This window comes from Burkholderia sp. BCC1988 (assembly GCF_905339895.1).
Lineage (GTDB): Bacteria > Pseudomonadota > Gammaproteobacteria > Burkholderiales > Burkholderiaceae > Burkholderia.
The window spans coordinates 183,963-209,492 of the sequence record NZ_CAJPHA010000016.1 but is presented as its reverse complement, the minus strand read 5'-3'; the positions used below and the strand labels follow the sequence as shown (position 1 = coordinate 209,492).

Annotated in this window: 23 protein-coding genes; 14 read left to right on the top strand and 9 right to left on the bottom strand. The window is 66.2% G+C overall.

Annotated features, from left to right (window positions below; all coding sequences use genetic code 11):
- Nucleotides 1-450 precede the first annotated feature (450 nt).
- The gene (locus U4012_RS23315) at nucleotides 451-1,227 is read right to left on the bottom strand and encodes an enoyl-CoA hydratase (RefSeq protein WP_321801831.1); all 777 of its coding nucleotides are present in this window, start codon (nucleotides 1,225-1,227) and stop codon (nucleotides 451-453) included.
- A gap of 129 nt (nucleotides 1,228-1,356) precedes the next feature.
- Between U4012_RS23315 and paaN the strand changes: the two genes are divergently transcribed.
- The 5 genes from paaN to paaK all read left to right on the top strand — a co-directional run bounded on the left by paaN (nucleotide 1,357) and on the right by paaK (nucleotide 6,981).
- Nucleotides 1,357-3,063 (top strand): phenylacetic acid degradation protein PaaN, encoded by a 1,707-nt coding sequence (gene paaN / locus U4012_RS23310; protein ID WP_044845870.1) that lies wholly within the window; start codon nucleotides 1,357-1,359, stop codon nucleotides 3,061-3,063.
- 87 nt (nucleotides 3,064-3,150) lie between these two features.
- The gene (gene pcaF, locus U4012_RS23305; protein WP_321801828.1) at nucleotides 3,151-4,353 is read left to right on the top strand and encodes a 3-oxoadipyl-CoA thiolase; all 1,203 of its coding nucleotides are present in this window, start codon (nucleotides 3,151-3,153) and stop codon (nucleotides 4,351-4,353) included.
- 45 nt (nucleotides 4,354-4,398) lie between these two features.
- The gene (paaG, locus tag U4012_RS23300; protein WP_321801826.1) at nucleotides 4,399-5,190 is read left to right on the top strand and encodes a 2-(1,2-epoxy-1,2-dihydrophenyl)acetyl-CoA isomerase PaaG; all 792 of its coding nucleotides are present in this window, start codon (nucleotides 4,399-4,401) and stop codon (nucleotides 5,188-5,190) included.
- A 1-nt stretch (nucleotide 5,191) separates the two neighbouring features.
- Nucleotides 5,192-5,644, top strand: coding sequence for a hydroxyphenylacetyl-CoA thioesterase PaaI (gene paaI, locus U4012_RS23295; protein ID WP_321801824.1), 453 nt, complete (start codon nucleotides 5,192-5,194; stop codon nucleotides 5,642-5,644).
- 38 nt (nucleotides 5,645-5,682) lie between these two features.
- A complete protein-coding gene (gene paaK / locus U4012_RS23290; protein ID WP_044845874.1) occupies nucleotides 5,683-6,981 on the top strand; it encodes a phenylacetate--CoA ligase PaaK in 1,299 nt (432 codons plus the stop codon).
- Between the two features lie 136 nt (nucleotides 6,982-7,117).
- Here the strand turns inward: paaK and U4012_RS23285 are convergent, their stop codons facing one another.
- Together U4012_RS23285 and apaG are read right to left on the bottom strand one after the other, a co-directional pair.
- A complete protein-coding gene (locus U4012_RS23285; protein ID WP_415750397.1) occupies nucleotides 7,118-8,350 on the bottom strand; it encodes a murein transglycosylase A in 1,233 nt (410 codons plus the stop codon).
- A 79-nt stretch (nucleotides 8,351-8,429) separates the two neighbouring features.
- On the bottom strand, nucleotides 8,430-8,804 hold the full coding sequence (gene apaG / locus U4012_RS23275) for a Co2+/Mg2+ efflux protein ApaG (protein ID WP_057924835.1): 375 nt from the start codon (nucleotides 8,802-8,804) through the stop codon (nucleotides 8,430-8,432).
- Nucleotides 8,805-8,980: 176 nt separating this feature from the next.
- Between apaG and rpe the strand changes: the two genes are divergently transcribed.
- The 8 genes from rpe (at nucleotide 8,981) to U4012_RS23235 (ending at nucleotide 16,324) form a co-directional block, all read left to right on the top strand.
- The gene (gene rpe / locus U4012_RS23270) at nucleotides 8,981-9,667 is read left to right on the top strand and encodes a ribulose-phosphate 3-epimerase (RefSeq protein WP_321801817.1); all 687 of its coding nucleotides are present in this window, start codon (nucleotides 8,981-8,983) and stop codon (nucleotides 9,665-9,667) included.
- 4 nt (nucleotides 9,668-9,671) lie between these two features.
- Nucleotides 9,672-10,418 carry a phosphoglycolate phosphatase gene (locus U4012_RS23265; RefSeq protein WP_321801815.1) on the top strand — a complete coding sequence of 249 codons (747 nt, stop codon included), beginning with the start codon at nucleotides 9,672-9,674 and terminating at the stop codon, nucleotides 10,416-10,418.
- A 358-nt stretch (nucleotides 10,419-10,776) separates the two neighbouring features.
- Nucleotides 10,777-12,270, top strand: a complete 1,494-nt coding sequence (gene trpE, locus U4012_RS23260) for an anthranilate synthase component I (protein ID WP_059449739.1) — start codon at nucleotides 10,777-10,779, stop codon at nucleotides 12,268-12,270.
- 13 nt (nucleotides 12,271-12,283) lie between these two features.
- The gene (locus U4012_RS23255) at nucleotides 12,284-12,883 is read left to right on the top strand and encodes an aminodeoxychorismate/anthranilate synthase component II (RefSeq protein WP_044845877.1); all 600 of its coding nucleotides are present in this window, start codon (nucleotides 12,284-12,286) and stop codon (nucleotides 12,881-12,883) included.
- A 13-nt stretch (nucleotides 12,884-12,896) separates the two neighbouring features.
- Nucleotides 12,897-13,928, top strand: coding sequence for an anthranilate phosphoribosyltransferase (gene trpD / locus U4012_RS23250; protein ID WP_039318793.1), 1,032 nt, complete (start codon nucleotides 12,897-12,899; stop codon nucleotides 13,926-13,928).
- A gap of 29 nt (nucleotides 13,929-13,957) precedes the next feature.
- Entirely contained in the window at nucleotides 13,958-14,743 is a 786-nt protein-coding gene (gene trpC, locus U4012_RS23245; RefSeq protein ID WP_044845878.1) for an indole-3-glycerol phosphate synthase TrpC, read from the top strand.
- Nucleotides 14,743-15,369 (top strand): CYTH domain-containing protein, encoded by a 627-nt coding sequence (locus U4012_RS23240; RefSeq protein WP_321801810.1) that lies wholly within the window; start codon nucleotides 14,743-14,745, stop codon nucleotides 15,367-15,369. Before trpC ends, U4012_RS23240 begins: the two co-directional genes overlap by 1 nt.
- Nucleotides 15,370-15,382: 13 nt before the next feature.
- A complete protein-coding gene (locus U4012_RS23235; RefSeq protein ID WP_321801808.1) occupies nucleotides 15,383-16,324 on the top strand; it encodes a uracil-DNA glycosylase in 942 nt (313 codons plus the stop codon).
- Between the two features lie 128 nt (nucleotides 16,325-16,452).
- Here U4012_RS23235 and U4012_RS23230 read toward each other — a convergent pair whose 3' ends face one another.
- The 4 genes from U4012_RS23230 to U4012_RS23215 all read right to left on the bottom strand — a co-directional run bounded on the left by U4012_RS23230 (nucleotide 16,453) and on the right by U4012_RS23215 (nucleotide 21,120).
- The gene (locus tag U4012_RS23230) at nucleotides 16,453-17,049 is read right to left on the bottom strand and encodes an FMN-dependent NADH-azoreductase (protein WP_044845881.1); all 597 of its coding nucleotides are present in this window, start codon (nucleotides 17,047-17,049) and stop codon (nucleotides 16,453-16,455) included.
- Between the two features lie 147 nt (nucleotides 17,050-17,196).
- Nucleotides 17,197-18,996, bottom strand: a complete 1,800-nt coding sequence (locus U4012_RS23225; RefSeq protein ID WP_321801805.1) for a PDZ domain-containing protein — start codon at nucleotides 18,994-18,996, stop codon at nucleotides 17,197-17,199.
- A gap of 126 nt (nucleotides 18,997-19,122) precedes the next feature.
- Nucleotides 19,123-19,851, bottom strand: coding sequence for a DsbC family protein (locus tag U4012_RS23220; RefSeq protein ID WP_044845883.1), 729 nt, complete (start codon nucleotides 19,849-19,851; stop codon nucleotides 19,123-19,125).
- A 90-nt stretch (nucleotides 19,852-19,941) separates the two neighbouring features.
- Nucleotides 19,942-21,120, bottom strand: coding sequence for a UbiH/UbiF family hydroxylase (locus U4012_RS23215; RefSeq protein ID WP_124487905.1), 1,179 nt, complete (start codon nucleotides 21,118-21,120; stop codon nucleotides 19,942-19,944).
- A 247-nt stretch (nucleotides 21,121-21,367) separates the two neighbouring features.
- On the opposite strand from U4012_RS23215, the gene ychF reads away from it, so the two are divergent.
- Nucleotides 21,368-22,462: a redox-regulated ATPase YchF gene (gene ychF / locus U4012_RS23210; protein ID WP_044845885.1), complete on the top strand. Its 1,095-nt coding sequence runs from the start codon at nucleotides 21,368-21,370 to the stop codon at nucleotides 22,460-22,462.
- Nucleotides 22,463-22,877: 415 nt separating this feature from the next.
- Here ychF and U4012_RS23205 read toward each other — a convergent pair whose 3' ends face one another.
- Together U4012_RS23205 and gabP are read right to left on the bottom strand one after the other, a co-directional pair.
- Nucleotides 22,878-23,747, bottom strand: coding sequence for an alpha/beta fold hydrolase (locus tag U4012_RS23205; RefSeq protein WP_321801801.1), 870 nt, complete (start codon nucleotides 23,745-23,747; stop codon nucleotides 22,878-22,880).
- A 333-nt stretch (nucleotides 23,748-24,080) separates the two neighbouring features.
- A complete protein-coding gene (gene gabP, locus U4012_RS23200) occupies nucleotides 24,081-25,472 on the bottom strand; it encodes a GABA permease (RefSeq protein ID WP_321801798.1) in 1,392 nt (463 codons plus the stop codon).
- Nucleotides 25,473-25,530: the final 58 nt, after the last annotated feature.

Sequence of the window (25,530 nt, the reverse complement as noted above, 5' to 3'; positions counted from 1 at the left end):
ATCTGATCCGAGGATCAGCTCGCTGCCATCAAGCGCCCACACTTATCGGCTGTTAATTTTTAAAGAGCATTTCTGCGAGAAACTTCGTGTTTCTCAGCAGCGCTGCGTTTTCAGCAGCAGAGAAGCGGGATTATGAACCGTCTTTTTCAGTTCGTCAACAACTTTTTAACTGCTTCGTTGCGACGGCTGGGGTTCAACGTCCTGCACCGCCGAGGCCGCTACGACCCGCCCGACAGCACCGCTTCCTTTCTTCCCCCGCGCTGCGTTTCCGTTAGCGCGAAAGAGGCGTGATTCTAAGCACCTGCCCTCGTCTGCGCAACCCCTTTGTGAAAATATTTTGAAAAGCCCCCGTGCGCTGCCGCGCACGGGGGCTTGGGGTTCGTTGCACCAGGCGATCATGGCGGCGACCGACACCCGTCGCTCGCCAAGCTCCACCCGGCCGCCGGCGAATCAACGGTTCTTGAATACCGGTTTCCGCTTCTCGACGAATGCCGCCATCCCTTCCTTCTGATCTTCGGTAGCGAACAACGAATGGAACAGTCGACGCTCGAAATGGACGCCCTCGGCCAGCGTCGTCTCGTACGCACGGTTCACCGACTCCTTGACCATCATGACCGCCGGCAGAGAAAACTCGGCGATCGTCGTCGCAGCGGCAATCGCCTCGTCGAGCAGTTTGTCGGCAGGCAGCACACGCGACACCAGCCCGGCCCGCTCCGCCTCGGCTGCATCCATGAAACGTGCGGTCAGGCACATGTCCATGGCCTTCGCCTTCGAGACCGCGCGCGGCAGGCGCTGCGTGCCGCCAGCGCCAGGCATCACGCCCAGCTTGATCTCGGGTTGACCGAACTTGGCCGTTTCCGCCGCGAAGATGATGTCGCACATCATCGCGAGTTCGCAGCCACCGCCGAGCGCGAAGCCCGCCACGGCAGCGATGATCGGCTTGCGGATCTCGCGGACGGTCTCCCAGTTACGGGTGATGTAGTCGCCGCGGTAAGCATCCATATAGGAATAGGTCGCCATCATGCCGATGTCGGCCCCGGCCGCGAACGCCTTCTCGCTTCCCGTCACGACGATCGCGCCGATCTCGTCGTCCGCGTCGAACGCTTTCAGCGCGGCGCCCAGCTCATCCATCAGCGCATCGTTCAGCGCATTCAGCGCCTTCGGACGGTTGAGCGTGACCAGCCCGACTCGCCCCCGGGTCTCCACCAGGATGTTCTCGTAAGACATCTATTTCTCCTCGATCAATGAAATGAGAAACGCCTCGCACATGCGAATAGTTTGATGCTACCATTCTCCGACCAACCGGTCGGTTAATTAATCGATCCAACCCTTCTCAACGTCCATCAGGCCGCCGTCATGACCCATGCACTGTTCACGAAGCACGAAGACACGCTGAAACACGCCCTCGCCGCCATCGAGAGCCGCGGGTACTGGAGCCCGTTCGCGGAAATGCCGAGTCCCAAAGTGTACGGGGAAAGCGCGAACGCCGATGGCGAAGCGGCGTTCAAGGCACACCTCGGCAACACGTTCGTGCTCGACCAGCCGGCGTCCGGCGGAACCGTCGGCGCGGAGCAGTCGCCGTACGGGGTCGCGCTGGGCATCCGCTACCCGAAATCGACGCCCGACGAACTGATTGCCGCAGCCGCCGCGGCCCAGCGTGCATGGCGCGAAGCCGGCCCGAGCGCCTGGATCGGCGTCAGCCTGGAAATCCTCGCGCGACTGAATCGCGCGAGCTTCGAGATTGCCTACAGCGTGATGCACACGACGGGCCAGGCGTTCATGATGGCGTTCCAGGCCGGCGGCCCGCACGCGCAGGATCGAGCACTCGAAGCGGTCGCCTATGCATGGGACGAGTTGCGGCGCATCCCCGCCGATGCGCACTGGGAGAAGCCGCAAGGCAAGAACCCGCCGCTCGCGATGCACAAGCGCTATACGATCGTCCCGCGCGGTACCGGCCTCGTGCTCGGCTGCTGCACGTTCCCGACCTGGAACGGCTATCCGGGCCTGTTCGCCGACCTGGCGACCGGCAACACGGTGATCGTCAAACCCCATCCGGGCGCGATCCTGCCGCTCGCGATCACGGTCCGCATCGCCCGCGACGTGCTGCGCGAAGCCGGCTTCGATCCGAACGTCGTCACGCTCCTCGCGACCGAGCCGAACGACGGCGCCCTCGTGCAGGACCTCGCGCTGCGTCCTGAAATCAAGCTGATCGACTTCACGGGCAGCACGCAAAACGGCACGTGGCTCGAACGCAATGCCCACCAGGCACAGGTGTATACCGAGAAGGCAGGCGTCAACCAGATCGTGATCGACTCGACCGACGACCTGAAGGCCGCGGCCAAGAACATCGCGTTCTCGCTGGCGCTGTACTCCGGCCAGATGTGCACGGCACCGCAGAACATCTATGTGCCGCGCGACGGCATCCGGACGGCCGACGGTCACGCGAGCTTCGACGAAGTCGCGCAGGCCATCGCCGTCTCCGTGCAGAAGCTGACCGGCGACCCGGCGCGCTCGGTCGAATTGATCGGCGCGATCCAGAACGACGGCGTGACCGCGCGCATCGACGACGCGCGCAAGCTCGGCCGCGTGCTCGCCGACAGCCAGACGCTCCAGCACCCGGCGTTCGCCGACGCTCGCGTGCGCACGCCGCTCGTGCTGCAACTCGACGTGGCCGACCGCGCGAAGTTCACGCAGGAATGGTTCGGCCCGATCTCGTTCGTGATCGCGACCGACTCGACCGCGCAGTCGCTCGATCTCGCCGGCGAAATTGCCGCGGAACATGGCGCATTGACGCTGTCCGTCTACAGTACCGACGACAAGGTCCTCGACGCTGCGCACGATGCGGCGGTGCGTGGCGGCGTCGCGCTGTCGATCAACCTGACGGGCGGCGTGTTCGTCAACCAGTCGGCCGCCTTCTCCGACTTCCACGGCACCGGCGCGAACCCGGCCGCCAACGCGGCGCTGGCCGACCCGGCGTTCGTCGCCAACCGGTTCCGCGTGGTGCAAAGCCGCGTCCATGTTGCGCCGAAGGCAGTGCCCGCGGAAGCCGGCCAGACGGCATAACCCGAATGGCCGACGTGCAAACGCCGTCACGTTCTCTACCATGAACGAATCCGCCACCCGGCGGGTTCGTTGCACATCGACACACCCATGACCGACGCCTACATCTGCGACGCGATTCGCACCCCCATCGGCCGCTACGGCGGCGCCCTGAAAGACGTTCGTGCCGACGATCTCGGCGCGGTGCCGCTCAAGGCGCTGATCGAGCGCAACCGCAACGTCGACTGGTCGGCAATCGACGACGTGATCTACGGCTGCGCGAACCAGGCCGGCGAGGACAACCGCAACGTCGCGCGCATGTCCGCGCTGCTCGCGGGCCTGCCGACCGCCGTGCCGGGCACGACGCTGAACCGGCTGTGCGGCTCGGGCATGGACGCCGTCGGCACCGCCGCGCGCGCGATCAAGGCGGGCGAGGCACGCTTGATGATCGCGGGCGGCGTCGAAAGCATGACGCGTGCGCCGTTCGTGATGGGCAAGGCCGCCAGCGCGTTCGCGCGCCAGGCCGCCATTTTCGACACGACCATCGGCTGGCGTTTCGTCAATCCGCTGATGAAACAGCAATACGGCGTCGATTCGATGCCGGAGACGGCCGAGAACGTCGCGATCGACTACGACATCAGCCGCGCCGACCAGGACCTGTTCGCGCTGCGCAGCCAGCAGAAAGCCGCGCGCGCGCAACGGGACGGCACGCTCGCCGAGGAAATCGTCCCGGTGACGATTCCGCAGAAGAAAGGCGACGCGCTCGTCGTATCCGTCGACGAGCATCCGCGCGAAACGTCGCTCGAAGCGCTCGCGAAGCTGAAGGGCGTCGTGCGCCCGGACGGCTCGGCGACGGCCGGCAACGCGTCGGGCGTCAACGACGGCGCATGCGCACTGCTGCTCGCCAACGCGGAAGCCGCCGATCAATACGGGCTGCGCCGCCGTGCGCGCGTCGTCGGCATGGCGACCGCCGGCGTCGAGCCGCGCGTGATGGGCATCGGCCCGGCGCCGGCCACGCAGAAACTGTTGCGCCAGCTCGGGATGACGATCGATCAGTTCGACGTGATCGAGCTGAACGAGGCATTCGCGTCGCAGGGTCTCGCGGTGCTGCGCATGCTCGGCGTCGCCGACGACGATCCGCGCGTGAACCCGAACGGCGGCGCGATCGCGCTCGGCCACCCGCTCGGCGCATCGGGCGCCCGGCTCGTGACCACGGCACTTCATCAACTCGAGCGTACGGGCGGCCGCTTTGCGCTCTGTACGATGTGCATCGGCGTCGGCCAGGGCATCGCGATCGCCATCGAACGCGTGTAACCGACGCACCGCGCGCCTATAACGAAGTCATGAAGGAGACACTGCATGTCATATCAGGCGATCCAGCTGGATATCGATCAGGCTGCCCGCGTGGCCACGATCACCCTCAACCGTCCGGACAAGCTGAACAGCTTCACGCGGGCAATGCACCGCGAACTGCAGTCGGCACTCGATGAAGTCGAGACGGCCGGCGCGCGTGCGCTGATCCTGACGGGTTCGGGGCGCGGCTTCTGCGCAGGCCAGGACCTGGCCGACCTCGACTTCACGCCGGGCGCGTCCACGGACCTCGGCACGCTGATCGACGAGCATTTCAATCCACTGATCCGCCGCCTGCAACGCATGCCGATTCCGGTGATCGCCGCCGTCAACGGCACGGCGGCCGGCGCCGGCGCGAATCTCGCGCTCGCCTGCGACATCGTGTTCGCCGCGCGCTCGAGCAGTTTCATCCAGGCCTTCGTCAAGATCGGGCTCGTGCCCGATTCGGGCGGCACATGGTTCCTGCCGCAACGCGTCGGCATGGCACGCGCGCTGGGGCTCGCCCTGACCGGCGACAAGCTCGGCGCCGAACAGGCCGAACAATGGGGCTTGATCTGGCGCGCGGTCGACGACGATGCGCTCGCCGCGTCGGCCCGTCAAGTTGCCAACCAGCTCGCGCAGCAACCGACGCTCGCGATCGCGTCGATCAAGCAGTCGATGCGCGACAGCGTCACGAATACGCTCGACCAGCAGCTCGACCTCGAGCGTGACCTGCAGCGCAAGCTCGGCCAGTCGTACGACTACGCGGAAGGCGTGAAGGCGTTCATCGAGAAGCGCGCGCCGCGGTTCGAGGGGCGTTGACATGACCACCTCCACCGACACGCTCGACCCCGATGCGCTCGCCCGTGCGACAGCGCGGGCCATGTACGACGCGGACGCCTGCAGCCGCGCGTTCGGCATGGAAATCGCCGAAGTGCGCGCCGGCTACGCACGCCTGCAGATGCGCGTACGGCCGGAATTCCTGAACGGGCACCAGACCTGCCACGGCGGCATCATCTTCACGCTCGCCGATTCGACGTTCGCGTTCGCGTGCAACTCGTACAACCTGAATACCGTTGCCGCGGGCTGCTCGATCGAATACCTGCGCCCCGTCTACGGCAACGACCTGCTGACGGCCGAGGCGATCGAGCAGACACGCAACGGCCGGCATGGCGTCTACGACATCCGCGTCACGAACCAGACAGGCGAAACGGTCGCGATGTTTCGCGGCAAATCGGCCCAGATCAAGGGCACGGTCCTCCCGGAAGACCGCTGACGTCCACGGCTCGCTCATAACAATCACTGGAGACAGGCATGACTACCCCGCTACCGCTCGAGCCGATCGAGACCGCTTCACGCGACGAGCTGACCGCGTTACAGCTCGAACGCCTGAAATGGTCGCTCCGGCATGCGTATGAGCACTCCCCCGTCTATCGCCGCAAATTCGACGAAGCGGGCGTGCATCCCGACGACCTGAAGACACTCACGGATCTGTCGCGCTTCCCGTTCACGACCAAGAGCGACCTGCGCGACAGCTACCCGTTCGGCATGTTCGCGGTGCCGCAGGACCAGATCTCGCGCATTCACGCGTCGTCGGGCACGACCGGCAAGCCGACCGTCGTCGGCTATACGGCGCGCGACATCGATACGTGGGCGAATCTCGTCGCGCGCTCGATCCGCGCAGCCGGCGCGCGGCGCGGCGACAAGGTTCATGTCAGCTACGGCTACGGTTTGTTCACCGGCGGGCTCGGCGCACACTACGGCGCCGAACGCGCAGGGCTCACCGTCATCCCGTTCGGCGGCGGCCAGACCGAGAAGCAGGTGCAGCTGATCCAGGATTTCCGGCCCGACATCATCATGGTGACACCGAGCTACATGCTGTCGATCGCCGACGAGATCGAGCGCCAGGGTCTCGATCCCGCGCAGAGTTCGCTGCGCATCGGCATCTTCGGCGCGGAACCGTGGACGAACGACATGCGCGTGGCCATCGAGCAGCGGATGGGCATCGACGCGGTCGACATCTATGGGCTGTCCGAAGTGATGGGCCCGGGCGTCGCGTCTGAATGCGTCGAGACCAAGGACGGCCCGACCATCTGGGAAGACTACTTCTATCCGGAAATCATCGACCCCGAGACCGGCGAAGTGCTGCCGGACGGCGAACTCGGCGAGCTGGTCTTCACGTCGCTGACGAAGGAAGCGCTGCCGATCATCCGCTACCGCACGCGCGACCTCACGCGCCTGCTGCCCGGCACCGCGCGCACGATGCGCCGGATGGAAAAGATCACCGGGCGCTCGGACGACATGATGATCGTGCGGGGTGTCAACGTCTTCCCGACGCAGATCGAGGAACAGCTGCTGAAGCAGCGCGCGCTGGCACCGCACTATCAGATCGTGCTGACGAAGGAAGGTCCGCTCGACGTGCTGACGCTCAACGTCGAGCCGTGTCCCGAAACGGCGCCCGACACGGCCGCGATCCACGCGGCCAGACAGGCGCTCGCACACGACATCAAGTCGCTGATCGGCGTGACGGCTGTCATCAACGTATTGCCCGTGAACGGAATCGAGCGCTCGGTCGGCAAGGCGCGACGCGTCATCGACAAGCGCAAGGGCTGATACCGGCTACGGCACGACGGCGGTCCGGAACAGCGATCATGCGCGGCCCTCGAAAAAACAGCCCGACCGGCCAAAACCGGTCGGGCTGCCTCGTCTCGACGCGCCGGCTACACGTGCGTGCCGGCGTCACCGCGGATTACGAATTCGGGAACAGCAGCCACATCCGGCCGATCTGCTTCATCCGTCCGGCCTGGTCGCCGGCGTCGTCGCCGAGCCCCCAGAAATAGTCGGCCCGCACGCCACCCTTGATCGCGGAACCCGTGTCCTGCGCGAACACGAGCCGGTTCATCGGCGTATTCGTCAGCGGACGCGTGGTCTGCAGGAACACCGGCGTGCCGAGCGGGATCGACGACGGATCGACCGCAATCGAACGCTCCGCCGTGAGCGGCACGCCGAGCGCACCGATCGGGCCGTCCGCGCCGCCGTGCGGTGCATCTTCCTTCGTCGGCATGTCGCGGAAGAACACGAATCGCGGATTCGTGTCGAGCAACGCATCCACGCGAGTCGGGTTCGCCTTCGCCCACGCCTTGATGCCCTGCATCGTCGCCTGGGCGGGCGTCAGCTCGCCGCGATCGAGCAGCCACTTGCCGATCGAGCGATACGGCTGGTTGTTGGTGCCGCCGAAACCCACCCGCATCACCGAACCGTCGTCGAGCAGCACGCGTCCCGAGCCCTGCACCTGCAGGAAGAACGCCTCGATCGGATCGTCGACCCACACGAGTTCGTTGCCGTTCAGGATGCCGGCGCGCTCGAGCTGCGCGCGAGCGGGCAGCGCGGCACCGGTGCGATAGCCGGCCGGCCAGCGGTACAGCGCGTACTGGTAAGGACCGCGACGCACGCGGGAGCCATGCAGCAGCGGCTCGTAATAGCCGGTCACGAGCCCGTCGAGCGTGCCGTCGGTGTTCGCCAGCTGAAACGGCGTGAAATACGTTTCGAAGAAGGTACGCGCGCTGCTGACGTCGAGTTCGTCGAGGCGATCGGCGGCCGCGCAGGCGCGCTGCCACGCCGGCTGCCGCGCAAGCCGCGCGCAGTTCTGCCGCAGCGCGGCCGTCGCGCCGATCAGCGAATCGTCCTGCCACCCCGGCACCTGTTGCCATGCGACCGGCGTCAGCCGCTTCGCGGCGACCTGCCCCGGCACGATCGCCGCACCGGTCGGCGGCTTGAGCGTCGACGTGCGCGTCGGCGCGCCGCCGCACGCGGCAAGCAGCGCCGCCGTCGCGACCGCCGCAACCCAGCCGGCCGCCCGCGGCCCAAACCACATACAATGTCCGTTCTTGATGGAAACCGCCATGTCAGATTTTCTCGACCAATATCCGATGCTCATCTTCGCGCTCGAAGCCTTCGTAGCGCTTGCCCTGCTGATCTTCATCGTCGTGTGGACGTCGTCGGGCAGGAAGAAGCACGCCCGCGGCAACGACCGCCAGCCGCGCTGACCAGCGCCCGCACGCTCAATGCAGCGTGCGCGGCATGTGCAGCGCAAACTCGTCGACCGGCGCGTCGAACCGCTCGCCGTCCTCCGCCACGCAAAAGTACGCGCCGCGCATCGTGCCGACCGGCGTCGCGATCACGGCCCAGCTCGTGTATTCGAACTGTTCGCCCGGCTGCAGCAGCGGCTGGTGCCCGACGACGCCGAGCCCCTTCACTTCCTGCACGTGGTTTTCGCTGTCCGTGATGATCCAGTGACGCGCGATCAGCTGGGCCGCGACCTGCCCGGTATTCCGGATGGTCAGCGTGTACGCGAATGCGTATTGACGTCGATCGGGGTCGGATTGTTCCGGCAAGTAGCTGGTTTTCACCGAAACGGTGAACTGATACTGACTCATGGTGTTTCCGCTGTAGGTAACCGCCGCGCCGACTCGAGCGGCAGGGCCGCGGGCGCGCCGCACTGGTTCGGCATTCTATGCGGAATCGGGCCGCATCCGCACGGCCCGTCGCCGCGCACCGGGTCGCCGGACGGTAGAATGGCGGTTTTGCGCCGCAGCGTCCCCGCTCCCCTGTCATGACTCAATTCCGCATCGCTCCCAGCATCCTGTCGGCCGACTTTGCACGGCTCGGCGAAGAAGTCCGCAACGTGGTCGCCGCCGGCGCCGACTGGATTCACTTCGACGTGATGGACAACCATTATGTGCCGAACCTCACGATCGGCCCGCTCGTCTGCGAGGCGATCCGCCCGCACGTGCAGGTGCCGATCGACGTGCACCTGATGGTGCGCCCGGTCGACCGGATCGTGCCCGATTTCGCGAAAGCCGGCGCGAACCTGATCAGCTTCCACCCGGAAGGCTCGGACCACATCGATCGTACGCTGTCGCTGATCCGCGATCACGGCTGCAAGGCCGGCCTCGTGTTTAACCCGGCCACGCCGTTGAACTATCTCGACCACGTGATGGACCGCCTCGACTTCGTGCTGCTGATGTCGGTGAACCCGGGCTTCGGCGGCCAGTCGTTCATTCCGGAAACGCTGAACAAGCTGCGCGAAGCGCGCGCCCGCATCGACGCGTACACCGAGCGCACCGGCCGCGAGATCCTGCTCGAGGTCGACGGCGGCGTGAAGGCCGACAACATCGCGGAAATCGCGGCGGCCGGCGCGGACACCTTCGTCGCGGGTTCGGCGATCTTCGGCAAGCCCGATTACCGCACGGTGATCGACGAGATGCGTGCCGCGCTCGGCACCGTCGCGCGGAGCTGACGCCGTGGCCGATTCCTCGCTGGCCGGGCCCGCAGCCGACGGCGCGGTCCGTTTCGCGACGCCGCGCATCGACGCGGCACTGATCGACCTCGACGGCACGATGGTCGACACGGCCGACGATTTCACGGCCGGGCTGAACGGAATGCTCGCGCAGCTCGGCGCGCCGGCCACGTCGCGCGACGAGGTGATCGGCTACGTCGGCAAGGGCTCCGAGCATCTGATCCAGAGCGTGCTGAAGCCGCGCTTCACGCCCGACGAAGCGCACGCGCGCTTCGACGACGCGCTCGCGATCTACCAGACCGAGTACGCGAAGATCAACGGCCGCCACACGCGTCTCTATCCGGACGTCGCAACCGGCCTCGATGCGTTGCGCACGGCCGGCATCCGGCTCGCATGCGTGACGAACAAGCCGCACCGCTTCGCGGTCGAGCTGCTCGAGCAATACGGGCTGATCGATCGCTTCGGCATCGTGCTCGGCGGCGACAGCGTCGCGCGCAAGAAGCCCGATCCGCTGCCGATGCTGACGGCGTGCGAAGCGCTCGGCGTCGCGCCGGACGCGGCGGTCGCGATCGGCGACTCGGAAAACGACGCGCTGGCGGGCCGCGCGGCCGGGATGGCGACGCTGACGGTGCCCTACGGCTACAACCACGGCAAAGCTATACAAACGATAAATTCGGATGGTATAGTCGATTCGTTGCTGGTCGCAGCCCGCGCGATCACCGCGCACAATGCCGGCCGGCCAACCCTCTGATTATTTCTTCCATCCGCATGTTTCTGAATAAAAAACGGAGTCTGAGCAGCATCGACCGGGGAGCCTGGCCCTGGCGTCGCTGGTCGCGCTAACCTCTTCGATGAGGTACGCTGAGGCACGTCTTCAGCGCCGTTTTTTATCTCGCTGCGCAGCCGCGCGCCGATCGTCGCACCACCTCGAGTTCTACCGCGTCCGAACGCTTGCGTTCAGGACCGGCCGCAGGCTCGCGACGTTCACGCCCGGCGTGCCGGCCGGCAACAGGCACTTCTCGATCGACCGCCCTTTCGCCGACGGCAGCCCGCGCAGCGTCAAGTGATCCCTGGCGCACGCCGCCGCTCGTCCCGAACAGGACCGGAACATGACCGAACTCGAATTCCAATCGCTTGCGAACGAAGGCTACAACCGCATCCCGCTGATCGCGGAAGCGCTCGCCGACCTCGAAACGCCGCTGTCCCTCTACCTGAAGCTGGCCCAGCCTGAACGCGCGGGCGCCAACTCGTTCCTGCTCGAGTCGGTGGTCGGCGGCGAACGCTTCGGCCGCTATTCGTTCATCGGCCTGCCCGCCCGCACGCTGGTGCGCACCCGCAACGGCGTGTCCGAAGTGGTGCGCGACGGCCAGGTCGTCGAGACGCACGACGGCGACCCGTTCGAATTCATCGAGTCGTTCCAGGCGCGCTTCAAGGTGGCGCAGCGCCCGGGCCTGCCGCGCTTCTGCGGCGGCCTCGCCGGCTATTTCGGTTACGACGCGGTGCGCTACATCGAGAAGAAGCTCGCGAACACCGCGCCGCGCGACGATCTCGGCCTGCCCGACATCCAGCTGCTGCTCACCGAAGAAGTCGCGGTGATCGACAACCTCGCCGGCAAGCTCTATCTGATCATCTATGCGGACCCGGCCCAGCCGGAAGCCTATACGAAGGCCAAGCAGCGCCTGCGGGAGCTGAAGCAGCGCCTGCGCACGACCGTACAGCCGCCCGTCACGTCGGCGAGTGTGCGCACCGAGACGTTCCGCGAGTTCAAGAAGGAAGACTATCTGGCCGCCGTGCGCCAGGCGAAGGAATACATCGCGGCCGGCGAACTGATGCAGATCCAGGTCGGCCAGCGTCTGACGAAGCCGTATCGCGACAATCCGCTGTCGCTGTATCGCGCGCTGCGTTCGCTGAATCCGTCGCCGTACATGTACTACTACAACTTCGGCGATTTCCACGTGGTCGGCGCATCGCCGGAAATCCTGGTGCGCCAGGAAAAGCGCGGTGAAGACCAGATCGTCACGATCCGTCCGCTCGCCGGCACGCGTCCGCGCGGCAACACGCCCGAGCGCGATGCGGAACTCGCGACCGAACTGCTGAACGATCCGAAGGAAATCGCCGAGCACGTGATGCTGATCGACCTCGCGCGCAACGACGTCGGCCGCATCGCGGAAATCGGCTCGGTGCAGGTGACCGACAAAATGGTGATCGAAAAGTACTCGCACGTGCAGCACATCGTCAGCTCGGTCGAAGGCAAGCTGAAGCCCGGCATGACGAACTACGACGTGCTGCGCGCGACGTTCCCGGCCGGCACGCTGTCCGGCGCGCCGAAGGTGCGCGCGATGGAACTGATCGACGAGCTCGAGCCGATCAAGCGCGGGCTGTACGGCGGCGCCGTCGGCTACCTGTCGTTCTCGGGCGAGATGGATCTCGCGATCGCGATCCGCACGGGCCTGATCCACAACGGCAACCTGTATGTGCAAGCGGCAGCCGGCGTCGTCGCGGACTCGGTGCCCGAATCCGAATGGCAAGAGACCGAGAACAAGGCGCGCGCGGTGCTGCGTGCGGCCGAACAGGTCCAGGACGGCCTCGATAGCGACTTCTGACCGGAGACTGACCATGCTGCTCATGATCGACAACTACGATTCGTTCACCTACAACCTGGTCCAGTACTTCGGCGAACTGGGCGAGGACGTGCACACCTATCGCAACGACGAAATCACGCTCGACGACATCGCGCGCCTGAACCCCGCCGCCATCTGCCTGTCGCCCGGCCCGAGCAATCCGCAGCACGCGGGCATCACGCTCGACGTGCTGCGCGAATTCGCGGGCAAGAAGCCGATCCTCGGCGTCTGCCTCGGCCACCAGGCGATCGGCGAAGCATTCGGCGGCCGCGTCGTGCGCGCGAAGACCATCATGCACGGCAAGGTGAGCCGGATCGAAACCGACTGCCGCGGCGTGTTCGCCGACCTGCCGAAGCATTTCGACGTCACGCGCTACCACTCGCTCGCGATCGAACGTGAATCGCTGCCCGACTGCCTCGAGGTGTCCGCATGGACCGACGACGGCGAGATCATGGGCGTGCGCCACAAGACGCTGCCGGTCGAAGGCGTGCAGTTCCACCCGGAATCGATCCTCTCCGAGCACGGCCATGCGCTGCTCGAGAATTTCCTGAAGCAGAATCGCGCAGCGGCCCGCGCGGCCGCGCCGGCAGCCTGACGGGAGACGCACGATGACGATTACCCCGCAGGAAGCGCTGCAACGCACGATCGAGCACCGCGAGATCTTCCACGACGAAATGCTGCACCTGATGCGGCTCATCATGCGCGGCGACATGTCGCCCGTGATGGCGGCCGCGATCATCACCGGGCTGCGCGTGAAGAAGGAGACGATCGGCGAGATCGCCGCCGCCGCGACCGTGATGCGCGAATTCGCGAACCACGTCGAAGTGCAGGACAACTCGAACTTCGTCGACATCGTCGGCACGGGCGGCGACGGCGCGCACACGTTCAACATCTCGACCGCGTCGATGTTCATCACGGCGGCGGCCGGCGCGAAGGTCGCGAAGCACGGCAACCGCGGCGTGTCGAGCAAGTCCGGCAGCGCCGACGTGCTCGAGGCGCTCGGCGTGAACATCGACCTGCAGCCCGACCAGGTTGCCGCATCGATCGCCGAAACCGGCATGGGCTTCATGTTCGCGCCGAACCATCATCCGGCGATGAAGAACATCGCGGCCGTGCGCCGCGAGCTCGGCGTGCGGACGATCTTCAACATTCTCGGCCCGCTGACCAATCCGGCCGGCGCGCCGAACCAGCTGATGGGCGTGTTCCACCCCGACCTCGTCGGCATCCAGGTGCGCGTGATGCAGCGCCTCGGCGCGCAGCACGTGCTGGTCGTGTACGGCAAGGACGGGATGGATGAAGTGTCGCTGGGCGCCGCGACGCTCGTCGGCGAATTGCGCGACGGCAAGGTGCACGAATACGAGATCCATCCGGAGGACTTCGGCCTGCAGATGGTATCGAACCGCACGCTGAAGGTGGAAAATGCCGAGGAATCGCGCACGATGCTGCTCGGCGCGCTGGACAACCAGCCGGGTGTCGCACGCGAGATCGTCACGCTGAACGCGGGCACCGCGCTCTATGCAGCCAATATCGCCGAATCGATCGCCGACGGCATCCAGCTCGCCCGCGAAGCGATCGCGAGCGGCAAGGCACGCGCGAAGGTCGACGAACTCGTGCGCTTCACGCAGCAGTTCAAGCGCTGACTCCCTTTACGAATCAAGCAGGAACCCACATGAGCGACATTCTCGACCGAATCATCGCCGTCAAGCGCGAAGAAGTCGCGGCGGCCATGCGCAGCACGCCGCTCGAGGCACTGAAACTGGACGCATCGGCGCGCGACCTGCGCGACTTCGTCGGCGCACTGCGCGCGAAGCAGGCAGCGGGCCAGGCGGCGGTAATCGCCGAAGTGAAGAAGGCGAGCCCGTCGAAGGGCGTGCTGCGCGAGCATTTCGTGCCGGCCGACATCGCGCGCTCGTATGCGGCCCACGGCGCGGCGTGCCTGTCGGTGCTGACCGACGAGCAATTCTTCCAGGGCAGCGTCCGCTATCTCGAGGAAGCGCGTGCGGCGTGCACGCTGCCGGTGCTGCGCAAGGACTTCATCGTCGACGCGTACCAGATCCTCGAGGCGCGCGCGATGGGCGCCGACGCGATCCTGCTGATCGCGGCCGCGCTCGACACGCCGCTGATGCAGGACCTCGAGGCGTACGCGCACTCGCTCGGCCTCGCGGTGCTGGTCGAAGTTCACGACCGCGACGAGATGGAACAGGCGCTGACGCTGAAGACGCCGCTGCTCGGCATCAACAACCGCAACCTGCGCACGTTCGAGACGACGATCCAGACCACGCTCGACATGCTCGACATGATTCCGCCGGACCGCATGGTCGTGACCGAGTCGGGCATCCTGTCGCGCACCGACGTCGACACGATGCGCGCGGCGAACGTGAACGCGTTCCTCGTCGGCGAAGCGTTCATGCGCGCCGACCAGCCGGGCGAGGAACTGGCGCGGATGTTCTTCTGATGGCGATCGAAAAGGAAATCAAGCTCGCGCTGCCGGCCGGCCAGGCCGATGCGGCGCGGCGCTTTTTCGAGACGCTGACCGGCGAAACCGGTAACGTGATCGCGCTGGCGAACGTCTACTACGACACGCCCGACCTCGCGCTGGCGCGCTCGAAGAGCGCGGTGCGCGTGCGCCGCACGCCGCACGGCTGGCTGCAGACCTTCAAGACGGTCGGCAGCGCGGAAGCCGGCCTGCATCGCCGCCATGAATGGGAGTTGCCCGTCGCCGGCGATGCGCTCGAAATCGATGCGCTGGTCACCGCGTGCGACGTGCCGGAGGCTGCCGGCGCGCTGCGCGATGCGGCGCCCGCGCTGCACGCGCTGTTCCGGACGGATTTTTCGCGTACGCTGTGGCGCGTCGCAATCGGCGGCGCAACCGTCGAGGCCGCGGTGGACGTCGGCGAGATCGTCGTCCAGGCGGAACACGATACGCGCCGCGAACCGATCAGCGAAATCGAACTCGAACTGATCGACGGCCCGGAAGCGGCGCTCGCGACACTCGCCGCCGAACTGCAGCAAGCGCTGCCGGGCCTCGCCCCCGAAAACATCAGCAAGGCGCAACGCGGCTACCGGCTGCGCGCGCAATAAACCCGCATCACGCATGGCAACCCGCAAGACTTTCCGCACGCCGCAGCAGGCGTCGCTGTTCGATGATCCCGTGCCGGAAACGGCGCAGGACGATGTTCCCGCCCCGGCGCCTGCGCCGGCCGCAGCCGGGCGCAAGCCCGCAAAGAAGGCCGCGGCCGCCGCGCCGGTTTCCGCCGCGCCGCAGCCCGCTGCCGCCGACGCTCCCGGCACTCCCGCCGCCCCTGTTGTCGCGGATGTCCCGCACCTCGCCGCGCAATTCGACGCGCTGCCGGCCGTCTGGCGCGACGTGCTGAAACCCTTCACCGACAGCGACGCGTATGCGCCGCTGTGCCGCTTCGTCGACGACGAACGCGCGGCCGGCAAGACGGTCTACCCGACCGACGTGTTCCGCGCGCTGCGCCTGACGAGCCCGGACGACGTGAAGATCGTGATCCTCGGCCAGGACCCGTACCACGGCGACGACCGCGGCACGCCGCAGGCGCACGGCCTCGCGTTCTCGGTGCCGCCGGCCGTGCGCACGCCGCCGTCGCTGCGCAACATCTTCAAGGAGATCGCCGCGAATTTCGGCCACGACACGCCGCGTCACGGCTGCCTCGATACCTGGGCGCGCCAGGGCGTGCTGCTGCTCAACACCGTGCTGACGGTCGAGCGCGGTGCGGCCGCGAGCCACGCGAAGCGCGGCTGGGAGCAATGCACGGACACGCTGATCCGCGAACTCGCCAGCCGCCATCGCGGCCTCGTGTTCATGCTGTGGGGCGCGCATGCGCAGGCGAAGCGCGCGCTGTTCGATGCGAGCGCGCACTGCGTGCTCGAGGCGCCGCATCCGTCGCCGCTGTCCGCTCACCGCGGTTTCCTCGGTTGCCGCCACTTCGCGCTCGCGAACGACTATCTGGTCGACGCTGGGCGCGCGCCGATCGACTGGCGCCTGCCGGAGGTGGCCGAAACGCTTGCATAACCGCGTTGCGCGTTTAGCGCTTCACGTTTCGCTTTCGTCCGCATCAAGCAAAAACGCCGCGCCCCTTTCGGGACGCGGCGTTTTTTTCATCCGTCGGACGCAGCGGGTGCACCGCACCCGCGTCGGCCTCAGACGGCAGCGATCGCTTCGCGTGCGCTGGCGAGCGCGGCGCTCTGCGCATCCGGCCCGAGGTTCAGGCCTTCAGCGTGGATGAAGTTCACGTCGGTCAGGCCGATGAAGCCGAGGAACGAGCGCAGGTACGGCGTCTGGCTGTCGTTCGGCGTACCCAGGTACTTGCCGCCGCGGGCCGTCACCACGTGAACCTTCTTGCCCTTGATCAGGCCTTCCGGACCGTTCTCGGTGTAGCGGAACGTGACGCCTGCGCGGGCGATCCAGTCGAAATACGTCTTCAGTTGCGACGACACGCCGAAGTTGTACATCGGTGCGCCGATCACGATGATGTCGGCGGCTTGCAGTTCGGCGATCAGCGCATCGCTCTTCGCGACGATCGCATTCTGTTCCGCGCTGCGCTGGTCGGCCGGCGTGAAGAATGCGCCGAGCACCGATTCATCGAGGTGCGGCAGCGCGTCGGCCAGCAGGTCGCGAACCACGACCTTCGAACCGGGGTTCGATTGTTGCAGCTTTGCCGTCAGTTCGTTGGCCAGCAGCGTGGATTGCGCACCTTGCGAGCGCGCCGCGGAATTGATTTGCAGAATGGTCGTCATGTCAGGCTCCGGTTTGGTTGCGCTTCGGTAGCGCGAGTGACGCCATTGTGCGTGGCCGCATGGCCGCGAAAAAGCGGGTTCAGGGCGACGGATTGTTGCAGCAACAGAACAATCCATGATCGCGCCCCGAAACCCGCCCGTGCATGCTCAGCCCTTCAGCCAGGCTTCGCGGGCCTTCTGCGCGGCAGCCGGTTTCGCGGCGGCCGCGAGCCGGTAGCGCGCGATTTCCGGCCCGTCCAGTTTCAGTTTCGCGGTCCGCAGCTCGTCGCGGCGGAATGCGTGCACCTCGACCTTGTCGCCCGGCCGGTAACGCGCGAGCAGCATGTCGAGGTTCGTGCCGGTGACGCGCAGCCCGTCGAGCGCGATCAGCGTGTCGCCCGCCGACAGCCCCGCCCGATGCGCGCCGCCGCCTTCGTAGACCGCCGCCAGCGTGCAGTCCGCGCCGCCGCGCAGCCGCGCGCCGATGGTCGGCTTCGCGGTCGCACCCGCTGCAACCTCCGGCGTGAGCGTCACGCCGAACGGCGCGAGCAGGTCGGCGAGCGGCAGGTCGCGCGTGCCGTGCACGGCGTCGGCGAACAGCCGGCCGAGCGCGACGCCCGTCGCTTCCTCGATCAGCGTCTCGACCTCGTTTTCCTCGACACCCGCCTGCTTGCCACGATAGAACTCGCGGCCGTAGCGTTGCCACAGCAGACGCATCACGTCGTCGAGCGACTTGCGGTTGCGCGTCTGCGCCCGGATCGCGAGATCGAACGCAAGCGCGACGAGCGAACCCTTCGTGTAATAGCTGACGATCGCGTTGGTCGCGTTCTCGTCCTGACGGTAGTACTTGATCCACGCGTCGAACGAGCTGTCCGCGACGCTCTGCTTCAGGCGCCCCGTGCCGCGCAGCACGCCGCCGACGGTACGGCCGAGCGCCGCGAAATATTCGTCCTGCGACATCAGCCCGCTGCGCACCAGCATCAGGTCGTCGTAATACGACGTGAAGCCTTCGAACAGCCACAGCAGCGACGTGTAGTTTTCGCGCGCGAGGTCGTACGGCACGAACGCGGCCGGTTTGATGCGCTTCACGTTCCACGTATGGAAATACTCGTGGCTGCAAAGGCCGAGGTACGTGCGATAGCCTTCCGTCGTTTCCGACCGGCCCTTCACCGGCAGGTCGGTGCGGTTGCAGATCAGCGCGGTCGACGCACGGTGCTCGAGGCCGCCGTAGCCGTCGCTGACCGCGAGCGTCATGAACACGTAGCGGTCCATCGGCGCCTGTTTCGATTTCGGTTCGAACAGCGCGATCTGCGCTTCGCACACGCGCTTCAGGTCGGTGCGCAGCCGCTCCATGTCGAGCTGCGTCACGCGCCCGGCGATCACGATGTCGTGCGGCACACCGTGCGCGTCGAACGTCGCCAGCGCGAATTCGCCGATCGTCACCGGATGGTCGGCGAGCTCGTCGTAGTTCGCTGCGCGATACGCGCCGAACCCGTAGCGCCTGGTCCCGCGTGCCTCGGGCAACGACGTGCCGACGCGCCACGTGCGAAACGCCGGGCCCGCCGGTTTCGCGATGTCGACCTCGCATGGCGCATCCTCGCGGCCGGCGGCGCTCAGGAACACGGCCGTGGCGTTGAAGAAGCCGCCCGAGTCGTCGAGATACGCGGAGCGGACCGACAGGTCCCATGCGTACACGTCGTAGCGCAACGTCAGCGCGCCGTTCACCGGCGCGGCCTGCCACGTGTTCTTGTCGGTTTTCGCGATCCGCACCTTGCGGCCCGCGTCGTTGAACGCGGCGAGCGTCACGATGTTGCGCGCGAACTCGCGCACGAGGTAGCTGCCCGGAATCCATACCGGCAGCGAGAAGCGCTGGCCTTCGGGATCGGGATCGGTGACCGTCACCGTCACTTCGAACAGGTGCGCGGCAAGATCTTTCGGGGCAATCGAATAGCGGATCGGCTGGGTCATCGTGGCAATCGGTCGAAAATCGGACGGGAAATCAGACGGAATACGGCGGCGGAAACGAAGAGAGGCGCCGGCAGAGATCGCGGGCGCCCCTCGCTGGCCGGGCCGTGCGGCCCGGCGTGTCGCCGGTTACTTGCTCGACGCGAGCGCCTGGTTCAGCTGGTCGGCCGACACCGCGCCCGGCAGGCGGCGGCCGTCGGGCAGGAAGATCGTCGGCGTGCCGGTGACGTTCATCCCGCGGCCGAGCGCGAGGTTCTTGTCGAGCGCGGTCGTATCGCAGGCGCCGGCGCCGGTCGGCACGCGATGGTCAAGCATCCAGCCCTCCCAGGATTTCGCGCGATCGGTCGCGCACCAGATCGCCTTCGACTTCGTGGTCGAATCGGGCGACAGCACCGGATACAGGAACGTGTAGACGGTAACGTTGTCGACCGACTGCAGCGTCGTCTCGAGGCGCTTGCAGTACGGGCAGTTCGGATCGGAGAACACCGCGATCTTGCGGGCGCCGTTGCCCTTGACGACCTTGATCGCGTTCGCGAGCGGCAGGCTCGCGAAGTCGATCTTGTTGAGGTCGGACAGGCGCGCGTCGGTCAGGTTCTTGTGCGTCTTGGTGTCGACGAGATCGCCGAGCAGCACGTAGTCGCCGGCTGCATCGCTATAGATGATCTGCGTGCCGAGGTTCACTTCGTACAGGCCCGCGACGGGCGACTTCGACACGCTCTTGATCGGCGCGTCGTTGCCGAGACGCGCTTGCAGCGTGGCTTTCAGCTTGTCGGTGGTCTGGTCGGCCTGCGCGGTACAGCCGAGCGTCGCCATCGTGACGGCCAGCGCCAGCGATGCGATGCGGATCGTTTTTTTCATCCTGTCGTTCCTTCAGCTCAATCGGAGTGCACGTCACAGTGTACGCCGTAACGGAGCCCAGTCCGACAGGCCGAGGGCGCGAAGGTTCGCTCAGCCGAGCGCGGCCGACACGAGCCAGCGCTTCACGAGCGGTTGCGCGCCGACGAACGCCATGCCCGCGTTGCGGACCGCCTTCGCGAACGAGCCCGGAACCGCGAACAGCCGCTGCAGCCCGTCGGTCGCGACCATCAGTGCGCGGATGTCCTCGCGGCGCGAGCGCTCGTAGCGGCGCAGCAGCACCGTGTCGCCGAGGTTGCGGAAGCTCTCCTTGTTCGCGATCGCATCGGCGAGTGCCGCGACGTCGCGCAGCCCGAGGTTCATCCCCTGCCCCGCGAGCGGATGGATCAGGTGCGCGGCATCGCCGACCAGCGCGACGCGCGGGGCGATCAGCTTGTCGACGGTCTGTAGCGCGAGCGGGAAGCCGGCCGCCGGCGTCACGCATTCCAGCGTGCCGACCTGGCCGTGCGACACGCGCTCGACTTCCGCCGCGAGCTGCGCGGGATCGAGCGCGAGCAGTTCGTCCGCATGCGCGGTGTGCGCGGACCACACGAGCGACACGTGACCGTCCGGCAGCGGCAGCAACGCAATGATCTCGCCTTCGTGAAACCACTGACAGGCCGTCTCGCGGTGCGGCAGCGACGCCTTGAAGTTCGCGACGACGCCCGTCTGCCGGTAATCGCGCCGCTCGACCCTGGCCCCCATTTGAGAACGCACCCACGAATGCGCGCCGTCCGCGCCGACCACGAGGTCCGCTTCGAGCACCTTGCCCGACGACAGCGTGAGCACGGCTGCGTCGTCGCGCACGTCGAAGCCCTGCGCGCGCGCGTCGAACCACGTGAGGTTCGGCTGGAACCGCAGCGCCGCGTCGAGCGACGTCTCGATCAGCGACGATTCGGCGATCCAGGCCAGTTGCGGCACGGAGGCCTGGTACGCGGAGAAATGCAGTTCCGCGTGCGCGTCGCCGTACACGCGCATGTCGTACACCGGCGCGAGCCGGCCATGATCGAGCGCCTGCCAGACCCGCAGCCGCTCCAGCAGTGCCTGCGAGCTGGACGACAGCGCGTAGATGCGGGTGTCGAACGCGAGATCGGCGGGGCGCGGCGTGGCCGGCTGGGCGAGCAAGGCGGTCTTGTAGCCGGACTGGGTCAGTGCGAGCGCGGCCGTCTTGCCGACGAGCCCGCCGCCGACCACGGCGACATCGAAGGTGTGGTGGGCAGTCATGGCGGGCATTATAGCCGTGGGGCCAATCCCTTACGCGGCCGGACTTTGCGGGAAATCAGCAGAATCGCAGGCGGGTCCGGCAGCGCGGCGGCCCGTCGCATCGGGCGTTCGGGTGAAGGCCGGAAACCGGGGCGTCGGCACGGTACAATAGCGCCTTTGAACGTCGGCCCGCCGCGCCCCGCGCGCCGGCCGTCCCTATTTTCCCGCGCCGCCGTGCCTTGTCCGGCCGCGCCGCTCCACCCGTCCGAAGGATTCCATGAGTCTCAAATGCGGCATCGTCGGCTTGCCCAACGTCGGCAAGTCCACCCTGTTCAATGCGCTGACCAAGGCCGGCATCGCCGCCGAGAACTACCCGTTCTGCACGATCGAGCCGAACGTCGGCATCGTCGAAGTGCCTGACACGCGCCTGAAGGCGCTCGCCGAGATCATCAACCCCGAGCGCATCGTGCCGGCCGTCGTCGAATTCGTCGACATCGCGGGCCTCGTCGCGGGCGCGAGCAAGGGTGAAGGCCTCGGCAACCAGTTCCTCGCGAACATCCGCGAAACCGATGCCATCACGCACGTCGTGCGCTGCTTCGAGGACGACAACGTCATCCACGTCGCCGGCAAGGTCAGCCCGATCGACGACATCGAAGTGATCAACACCGAACTCGCGCTCGCCGACCTCGGCACCGTCGAGAAGGCGCTCACGCGCTACTCGAAGGCCGCGAAGTCCGGCAACGACAAGGAAGCGGTGAAGCTCGCCGCGGTGCTCGAGAAGGTGCGCGCGCACCTCGACCAGGGCAAGGCCGTGCGCGGCCTCGATCTGTCGGACGACGAGCAGGCGCTGCTCAAGCCGTTCTGCCTGATCACCGCGAAGCCGGCGATGTACGTCGCGAACGTGAAGGACGACGGCTTCGAGAACAACCCGCACCTCGACGTGGTGCGCAAGTATGCGGAAAGCGAGAACTCGCCGGTGGTCGCGGTGTGCGCGGCGATCGAGGCGGAAATCGCCGATCTCGACGATGCGGACAAGGAAGCGTTCCTCGCCGACATGGGCATGGAAGAGCCGGGCCTCGACCGCGTGATCCGCGCAGGCTTCAAGCTGCTCGGCCTGCAGACCTACTTCACCGCGGGCGTGAAGGAAGTGCGCGCGTGGACGATCCATATCGGCGACACGGCGCCGCAAGCGGCCGGCGTGATTCATACGGACTTCGAGCGCGGCTTCATTCGCGCGCAGACGATCGCATTCGACGACTTCGTCGCGTACAAGGGCGAACAAGGTGCGAAGGAAGCCGGGAAGATGCGCGCGGAAGGGAAGGAATATGTCGTGCACGACGGGGATGTGATGAACTTCCTGTTCAACGTCTGACGCATCAACAGACGCTGTTTCGTGCAGTGTCACGGTAACCAGGAAAAGCCCGCGGAAGTCGCGGGCTTTTTTCATTTCGAACGGGTTCGTGAAGGTTTGCGATGAGTGGTCGCGGATAACCTTTACGTCATTTCCTTCGTCGCCGCCGTTACACAGATCGCCTGTGCCGCAGGTCGCATCGAACCATGGCTCTATGCGTTACGCGTCGATTTTTCGCATGATGCGCCGCGCGCTTTCTTCCGCTTTGCGATCCTGCTTCGAGCTTCTGCCTGCGCCGAGGCCGCTCGCACACCAGCGTGTCGACCAGTTGCTGCAGCGCTCGCTCGGCGACAAGTTGATCTCTCCACGCGTGGCAATTCATGCTGGTCCGATTCGAATCGAGCGCCCGCCATACACCCGTGCGACGCCGGAATCCTCAACGTTGCAATCCTGCGGCGAGTTCCGGCCACAGCGATGAATGGCTGCGGCGAAACATGCCGACGTGACCGATTGCTCGGCCTTCGCAGTTTTCCGGACTGATGAAGTGGATATGGCTTCTGGCGCGCGGCAACCATCGCAGCCAGTCTTCTATATTGGCCGGCGTTGCAAGCGGATCGTCGACTGCCGCGACGACCGTGATCGGCGCGCAGAATTCGCCGTAGTAATGGTGTGTGACGCCGCGCCCGAACTCGTTCGCGACGTATCCGGGGCGGCGACACCATCGCGCCCATTGCAGCCCGACCTGCGCCGGCAGATCGTCGCCCCAACCGAGTGCTCTGGCTGGCACATAGCCGAACAGGCTTGCAAAAACCGGTACATAAAGATGCACCAACCATGACGCGGCGATTCGCGTCGGCCACCCGATGTTGCCGACGTAACCGGAGGAGGCGGATATCGCACACAGCGAGCGAACCGATGCGTGGTTCGGCATCAGGCCGACCAGTTGCGCACCCGCGCTATGTCCGATCAGGTGCGCATCGCTTGCTCGGGTTTCGTTGAGGAGCCAGTCGAGCGCAGCGGGCATGTCCCGTTGCCCCCAATCCTGTTTGCGGGCGCGCGAATGGCGGACGTGGCTCTCGTCGAGCGATGCGCCGATCCCCCGGTAATCGAATACGAACGTCGGATGGCCGCTATCGCGCAGCCACTCCGCGAACGCAAAATAGAAAGACTGACGCAGCCCGGTTGCAGGACAGACGAGCACGGGTGAACGGCTATCGGCCGCTGCCGGGAAATAGGTGCCCTGCAGCGCGTACCCGTCGACGGCGCGAAACGCAACGCGCACTCGGGGAAGTGATGGCTCAGTCATTGTGTTCGATAACGAACGAGCGATCTCGTTTCGAGACGCAATGACCAATCAACGCTCGCCAAATCGATCCTTCCATCGATTCACTCCAGTTCTCGATGTGACCAATGTATGGAGAGGGCGTCGGCGATGAAATCAGACGAGTTCGATTTTGCGAGTCCTTATGTCAATGATTCGCCGTGGTGATGAACGCTCCAGGTTCCACGTCAAGTGCCTCCGTTTGCTGGTGCAAAACAAATGGCCCGATCGCCAATGCCGATCGGGCCACTTTCACGACGGGAATCCCCGTGTCTACCGACAGCGAACGCTCACGCCCGCTGCCGCATCGTCACTTCATCACATCGCCGACACCCGCCGCCCCGCCCCCGCCCGCGCTTCACGACCGCGCTTGTTCAGCCACGAAGCAAACAACACGAGCAGCGCGAGCACGGCCGTCGCACCGACTTCCATCCGGTGTTCCTCGCTGACGAACATCACGGTCAGCGTGCCGCAGATGAACAGGATCACCGCCCACGTGAGCCACGGGAACAGCCACATCCGCAGCGTCAGGTCGGCGCCGCCCGATTCGAGCGTCCTGCGCATCCGCAGCTGCGAGATCGCGATCACGAGATACACGAGCAGCGCGATCGCACCCGACGTCGCCAGCAGGAAGCCGAACACCTGCTCCGGCATCAGGTAGTTCGCGATCACGGTCAGGAAACCGAATGCGGTCGATGCCAGCACGGCCGCACGCGGCGTACCGGTCGAATCGGTGCTGTGCAGGAACGCAGGTGCGTCGTTGCGCTTGGACAGCGAGAACAGCATCCGCGATGCGGTGTACAGCGCGGAATTCAGGCAGCTCGCGACCGACACGAGCACGATCACGTCGATGATCGCCTTCGCGTTCGGAATGCCGATCAGCTCCATCGCACGCTGATACGAGCCGTGCTTCGGCAACAGCGGATCGTTCCACGGCACGATCGCCGCGACGACGAGGATCGAGCCGAGATAGAACAGCGTGATACGCCAGATGACGGAATTGGTCGCACGCACGATCTGGCGTTGCGGGTTGTCCGACTCGGCGGCCGCGATCGTCACGATCTCGGTACCGAGGAACGAGAACATCGTCGTCAGCATCGCCGCGAGCACCGCGCCGGCGCCGTTCGGCATGAAGCCCTGGTGCGCGAAGAGGTTCGACACGCCCGATACGGCCGGCGCGGGCACGATGCCGACGATCGCCGCACCGCCGATGCACAGGAACACGACGATCGCGACAACCTTGATCAGCGCGAACCAGAATTCGAATTCGCCGTAGTTCTTGACCGAGAAGAGGTTGGTGATCGTCAGCAGCAGCGTGATGCCGAGCGCGAAGATCCAGGTCGCGACGCCGGGGAACCACGCATTGAGGATGGTAGCCGCAGCGGTTGCCTCGATCGGGATCACGAGCACCCAGAACCACCAGTACAGCCAGCCGATGGAGAAGCCCGCCCAGTGGCCGATCGCGCGATCGGCATAGGTCGAGAACGAACCGCTGTCCGGATGCGCGACGGCCATCTCGCCGAGCATGCGCATCACCAGCACGACCAGGACGCCCGCGATCGCATACGCGAGGATCGAAGCCGGGCCGGCTTCCGCGATTGCGTGGCCGGAGCCGACGAACAAGCCCGCGCCGATGACGCCGGCAATCGACATCATCGTCACGTGCCGCTGCTTCAGACCCGTGCCGAGGCCTGTCTTGCTTCCACTCATGTGTCTCTCTCCAAAAAACGGTTCCGGTATGACCGGGTGTCGCGTGAAGGCGGCGGGG

Bases quoted from the DNA above. Each gene is read 5' to 3' on its own strand.
- U4012_RS23315 (WP_321801831.1), bottom strand. From the start codon at position 1,227: ATGTCTTACGAGAACATCCTGGTGGAGACCCGGGGGCGAGTCGGGCTG.
- paaN (WP_044845870.1), top strand. From the start codon at position 1,357: ATGACCCATGCACTGTTCACGAAGCACGAAGACACGCTGAAACACGCC.
- pcaF (WP_321801828.1), top strand. From the start codon at position 3,151: ATGACCGACGCCTACATCTGCGACGCGATTCGCACCCCCATCGGCCGC.
- paaG (WP_321801826.1), top strand. From the start codon at position 4,399: ATGTCATATCAGGCGATCCAGCTGGATATCGATCAGGCTGCCCGCGTG.
- paaI (WP_321801824.1), top strand. From the start codon at position 5,192: ATGACCACCTCCACCGACACGCTCGACCCCGATGCGCTCGCCCGTGCG.
- paaK (WP_044845874.1), top strand. From the start codon at position 5,683: ATGACTACCCCGCTACCGCTCGAGCCGATCGAGACCGCTTCACGCGAC.
- U4012_RS23285 (WP_415750397.1), bottom strand. From the start codon at position 8,350: ATGAAGATCAGCAGGGCAAGCGCTACGAAGGCTTCGAGCGCGAAGATG.
- apaG (WP_057924835.1), bottom strand. From the start codon at position 8,804: ATGAGTCAGTATCAGTTCACCGTTTCGGTGAAAACCAGCTACTTGCCG.
- rpe (WP_321801817.1), top strand. From the start codon at position 8,981: ATGACTCAATTCCGCATCGCTCCCAGCATCCTGTCGGCCGACTTTGCA.
- trpE (WP_059449739.1), top strand. From the start codon at position 10,777: ATGACCGAACTCGAATTCCAATCGCTTGCGAACGAAGGCTACAACCGC.
- U4012_RS23255 (WP_044845877.1), top strand. From the start codon at position 12,284: ATGCTGCTCATGATCGACAACTACGATTCGTTCACCTACAACCTGGTC.
- trpD (WP_039318793.1), top strand. From the start codon at position 12,897: ATGACGATTACCCCGCAGGAAGCGCTGCAACGCACGATCGAGCACCGC.
- trpC (WP_044845878.1), top strand. From the start codon at position 13,958: ATGAGCGACATTCTCGACCGAATCATCGCCGTCAAGCGCGAAGAAGTC.
- U4012_RS23240 (WP_321801810.1), top strand. From the start codon at position 14,743: ATGGCGATCGAAAAGGAAATCAAGCTCGCGCTGCCGGCCGGCCAGGCC.
- U4012_RS23235 (WP_321801808.1), top strand. From the start codon at position 15,383: ATGGCAACCCGCAAGACTTTCCGCACGCCGCAGCAGGCGTCGCTGTTC.
- U4012_RS23230 (WP_044845881.1), bottom strand. From the start codon at position 17,049: ATGACGACCATTCTGCAAATCAATTCCGCGGCGCGCTCGCAAGGTGCG.
- U4012_RS23225 (WP_321801805.1), bottom strand. From the start codon at position 18,996: ATGACCCAGCCGATCCGCTATTCGATTGCCCCGAAAGATCTTGCCGCG.
- U4012_RS23220 (WP_044845883.1), bottom strand. From the start codon at position 19,851: ATGAAAAAAACGATCCGCATCGCATCGCTGGCGCTGGCCGTCACGATG.
- U4012_RS23215 (WP_124487905.1), bottom strand. From the start codon at position 21,120: ATGCCCGCCATGACTGCCCACCACACCTTCGATGTCGCCGTGGTCGGC.
- ychF (WP_044845885.1), top strand. From the start codon at position 21,368: ATGAGTCTCAAATGCGGCATCGTCGGCTTGCCCAACGTCGGCAAGTCC.
- U4012_RS23205 (WP_321801801.1), bottom strand. From the start codon at position 23,747: ATGACTGAGCCATCACTTCCCCGAGTGCGCGTTGCGTTTCGCGCCGTC.
- gabP (WP_321801798.1), bottom strand. From the start codon at position 25,472: ATGAGTGGAAGCAAGACAGGCCTCGGCACGGGTCTGAAGCAGCGGCAC.